The organism is Paenibacillus allorhizosphaerae (assembly GCF_042659105.1).
GTDB classification, from domain to species: Bacteria; Bacillota; Bacilli; order Paenibacillales; family NBRC-103111; genus Paenibacillus_G; species Paenibacillus_G allorhizosphaerae.
Window position 1 is genome coordinate 1 of record NZ_JBHSRV010000049.1, and the last position, 4,634, is coordinate 4,634.

General features: G+C 39.1%; 4 protein-coding genes and 2 pseudogenes. 5 read left to right on the plus strand and 1 reads right to left on the minus strand.

Annotated elements, in window-relative coordinates; translation table 11 throughout:
• The first annotated feature begins 680 nt into the window (after positions 1–680).
• Entirely contained in the window at positions 681–965 is a 285-nt protein-coding gene (locus ACFQI7_RS37550) for a hypothetical protein (protein ID WP_218103543.1), read from the plus strand.
• A gap of 146 nt (positions 966–1,111) precedes the next feature.
• Here ACFQI7_RS37550 and ACFQI7_RS37555 read toward each other — a convergent pair.
• Positions 1,112–1,963: pseudogene (locus ACFQI7_RS37555) on the minus strand (IS3 family transposase); the annotation flags it as partial.
• Here ACFQI7_RS37555 and ACFQI7_RS37560 point away from each other — a divergent pair.
• The 4 genes and pseudogenes from ACFQI7_RS37560 to ACFQI7_RS37575 form a co-directional block, all read left to right on the plus strand.
• A pseudogene (locus ACFQI7_RS37560) lies at positions 1,957–2,070 on the plus strand (LON peptidase substrate-binding domain-containing protein); the annotation flags it as partial. The pseudogenes ACFQI7_RS37555 and ACFQI7_RS37560 overlap by 7 nt on opposite strands.
• Before the next feature lie 522 nt (positions 2,071–2,592).
• Positions 2,593–3,264, plus strand: a complete 672-nt coding sequence (locus ACFQI7_RS37565; protein WP_218103545.1) for a hypothetical protein — start codon at positions 2,593–2,595, stop codon at positions 3,262–3,264.
• 391 nt (positions 3,265–3,655) lie between these two features.
• Positions 3,656–4,123, plus strand: coding sequence for a hypothetical protein (locus tag ACFQI7_RS37570; RefSeq protein WP_218103546.1), 468 nt, complete (start codon positions 3,656–3,658; stop codon positions 4,121–4,123).
• Between the two features lie 57 nt (positions 4,124–4,180).
• Positions 4,181–4,507, plus strand: a complete 327-nt coding sequence (locus ACFQI7_RS37575) for a hypothetical protein (protein ID WP_218103547.1) — start codon at positions 4,181–4,183, stop codon at positions 4,505–4,507.
• Positions 4,508–4,634: the final 127 nt, after the last annotated feature.

A 4,634-nucleotide genomic window follows, 5' to 3' on the forward strand; every position in this document is an offset into this window, starting at 1 on the left:
AAACTCGCTCGGATGCTTGTAGCCATGGCGAAAGAAGGACAAGAATTCTCCGTAGATAAGGCTCAGCTGCCGTTAGCAGCTTAAAACTAAAATCGCAACCCAAACACGTAGATTGGCTCATTCGCAGGATTTCACAAAGAAAGCACGGAGTACCGAGATTATTGCGCTTTAGGGCTTAGACCCGTTCCGTTAACGTTGATCGGACTTCACACCTTGGATAGATAGGACGAAGGAATGTGAGGGCATAGACCCGTCGAGATTTGGGAGAGTGAATCCCAAGGACCTTGTGGAGAGAGACGTGCAGCAAAAGCTTTTCATGGAAGATGTTGTAAATAAATTAGCACCTTCTGTTCCTGCATGCGCTCAAACGGATCTGCCCAACCACACTATCTACTCATTTAAACTCCTACTTAAACATGGTACGTGAAATCCTGCGAATGAGCGAGCATTCGTGAGAAAATCCTTATTCTCTGAGGGAGCTAAAGGGCAGGATAGCTTGACAGAGCGCCACTGCAGAAAACATTGGAAAAGAGACTACATATCGATAGAAGGTAATGGATTATTTTTACAGAATGTATTCTTTGGAAACTGTTGAGATTTATCATTCGAAAAGGCAAAGTGATGGGACAATATACGACTGATTCCGTATGAACCTAACTAACATCTGGAGGGTGATGAGTATGTCAGAGGAGCTGCGAGCTGTACTTGGGAAGTGGAATCAGGTGCACAGCCGGGTGAAGGAGCAGAAAATAACGGTTCACGCCTGGCTGGTCGACGGGGAACCTGTATCGGTAAGCGAAGGCAAAGTGCTGATCGCTTTTAAGAGCGTCATGCATAGAGAGACTACGGAGAAGCCGGCTAACAAGCAGCTTGTGGAGCAGGTGATGAACGAAGTGTTCGGGCGACCCTACTTGCTCACCACTGTTATGCTCAAGGATTGGAAGAAAGCCTCCGAACAAATATGAACCACAGTTTCCACGCGCTTGTTTGAGTAGGAAACTATGGGACCTTTGCTACCATTAACAAAAGGCAATACCATTGAAATTTTCAATTTATCCAGGGAGCAGACGCCGCCGTGAAGTGACCCCCAAAAGTTAGACAAATCATTTTATTATGCAGCTTGTAAGGTATGAGTACGGAATTGAACTGGACCCATGCCTTTTAATTTTGCCTTTATTCGTTTGTGATTGTAGTAATCGATATATTTTGCTAATTCTCGTTTAAATTGTTCAACACTTTCAAATTGCTTTAAATAGAGAAATTCGGATTTCAGTATACCAAAAAAATTCTCTATTACCGCATTGTCGTAACAATTACCTTTACGGGACATACTTTGCGTGATCCCTTTTTCTTGTAAGGCTTGACGATATTGTTTCATCTGGTAATGCCAGCCTTGATCAGAATGTAGGAGAAGCTCATCGTTTTCTGATACCCGTTTAAATGCTTTCTCGAGCATCATGGACACCAGGGAATAGGCTGGTCTCGAATCGAGTGTATACGCAATAATCTCTCCATTAAATAAGTCTAAGACAGGTGATAAGTAAAGTTTTTCGCCAAATAATTTGAACTCTGTAATGTCCGTTACCCATTTCTTATTTGGTTTTTCTGCCGTAAATTGACGGTCTAAGAGATTTGGTGCAATTTTACCTATTGTTCCTTTGTATGAACGATATTTCTTCATACGGACATGGCACTTTAAACTCAATTCTTTCATGATTCGTTGTACTTTTTTATGATTCACAGTATAACCACGGTTCACCAATTCATCTCGAATACGGCGATAACCATAGCGCCCCTCATGCTCGTCAAAAATGGATTGGATTTGTTGTATTAGTTCTATACCGGGATCCGATTTCCCCCTATTCTTCTCCCAGTAATAATATGTGCTACGTGGAATGCCGGCTATCATAAGTAGTGATTTCAATGGAAATTCATGCCTTAACTCAAAGACTATTTGCAGACGTCATCTGCAGCCATCTGTCCTTGAAAATTAAAGATAAGCAGGAAATCCTCGAGACGATTGATGTTAAAGAACGTCTGGAGATGCTCCTGCCCATCTTGAACAATGAACTAACCACCCACATGTAGAACTTGCTTGTCCCGGGGCAGAGTGTCAAACGACACAACGGGGAGCTTAAATGAAAAAGATCCTCACTATAGGAAGAAGTGTAGCTAGTGGCAATACGACATTTTGCAAAACGCTTATAACGTTTTTACTACGTTACGCTAACGAGGAACGATAGTGCGGAGCTGCCGGGGGCAGCTCCACTTTTATATCCGTTAAAGTAACTGGCAGGATAGTTTAAGATCATGGGCGGTGAGCCGTATCATAAGTAAATACATAGTCATTGTTTTTAAAATAAGTCTTAACGATCAATTCAATGTCCTTGATGCTCGATTGATAATATCAGTTTAGAAGGTTTTATTGTAATTTGACTAATTATAGCTTGGAGTATAATTTTTGTATTTCGGGTTTAATTTTCAAACTTATGCCTAAATATCATGATAATGATAATAAACCAAGCAATTTTTAAAAGCTGCACATATATTATCGTGGCTACTCCATCAAAGAAATGAAGAGGAGAGAAATGCATGAAAAGTAGAAAAAAATTCGTAGTTGATCGTAAACAAAACGACAAGAACTTTCTTAAGAAAAAAAACAAAAACTTGATAGTTAATAAAACCTGGAAAGTAACACCAAGAGGATATTATACTTCTGTGATTATACGACCTAGAAACTTTCGGACTAGTGATATTCCAGTTCGATTAATACCTATTGATGCAGCAGGAACGGTATTTAGAAGCGGAACTTTCTGCCGAACACTTAGGAGATTCTGTGAGCGTCGGGATCCGATAACACGAAGATGCCTTAGAGAAAGGTTGGAATCTGTCCCCGTCCAATGTACACAGAGAAGAAATGGAAGAGCTGTTCTTACATTCAATGTTACAGTACCGACTGAATTTGAATCATTATATAATGAACAATTAGGAGTAAGAACGTGTATGCGAAGCCAAAGGGAGACTGTAGCAGCTTATATTTTGTCGAGAGTTTCTTTATCTAATTTAAGAGCTGAAGATTTTCAAAGCGGGCGTATTAACAATATCATTTCACAAAGTTTCCCGGTATATAGGAATGCATTGCGTACATGTCTAACAAACTTGCAGATTCTTGATCCTTCTATAATTTCTTCTTTTGTTAGTGCATTAAGATTTCAAGCTAACTTAAACGTTACTTACACAGATCCAAACTGGACAAGGGTATAGATTGGTAACTGAATCCATAATTTCTAGTTATTTTAGTATAAATTAAGTTTAGTGGGTTGACATATCGCGCCAAATTTCTTTTGCGGAAAGACGATATTAGTTGATAATAAAATCACGGCGCTTAATTCAGAGCGGCAGCCAGGAGTCCGCTTATTACCTCTTTAATCCAGACACCGGCATCCAATCGGATACGAAACAGACCTAAAAAGTGCACTTGATTCAATAAGAAAATCCCCACTTGGCCCGATAGTTCAGCAATCCAGGAGCAGTTTGCTGCAGCTGCTCCTTCTGCCGTTAAGCTAAAGGGCAGGATTCCGCAACTTGATGGTTATTCTGTACGTCTGTTATCTTGGGTATATTCCCCTTAAAAACTCTGAATGGAAGTGTTCCTGTGATAAGAAAGGTTGTTATTACTTTTTTGATATTAGGACTCGGTATTATTTCATTTTCCATTTGGAACTATGTCGATGATGATGTAAGAAGGGTATTGTTTGAACGACAACGTGCTTGGCAGAATCAAGATTTTCAGAAGGTAAAGCAAGTGTACATAAAAACTGAAACAGAAGAAGTCCTTTTGACGGAAGATAGCAAAGTCATAACGGAGCTTATGAAGGATTTAAAATACAAGCTTGCAACAAATCAGTATTGGTTAGTAGAAGCTAAAAACGGTAAATTTATCCCTTACAATAAGGGGGGATGGGAATTAGCCTTTAAAACTAATGAATATGAGAACTTGGCATTCGCAAAATACTCACTACCAGGTGACGTGCTTACTTATCAAACGTTCTATGGGCCAGTTGCCACTTTTTCTTCAAGCGAAGTATTAAAAAAGCTACTTCGAGAAAAGGAATTATTATAGTGCCATTGAAGTAGGAGATTTTAGCAGTAAAAATCTGGGGATTTAAGGAGGTTAACAATGTATTGGGAGACATTACCTAATTGGGTTTGGGCAATTTTTTACTTGTTTTTATCAACCACATTAGGGACAGCTATATGGAATGTGTGTCGAAAGAAAATCGTCAGTTTGTCTATCGCAATGGTAGTCATTACCATAACTATCCCGATAGTTGGAGTATTTAACAGTGTTGGGCGACAAAAAGGAATGAATGAATTTGAACATCTGATAAGCGAGATGAAACAAGGAGCCATATGGACTTTTTATATAATTACTGCTTTATTGTATTTGCTTTTTTATTGGGGCATATTCGTGTTCGAAAAGAAAAAATCTAAAGTTTCTTATTGAGCTACCCCGAAAATTTCACATAGCATAGATCTAAAATTGGCAATACGAAACTAAGCCCAGCTTTAGTGTTTTTTTAAAAACTGTGCTTCATAGAATTTATGTGAAATCAAGATGGTTACGAGGCTGT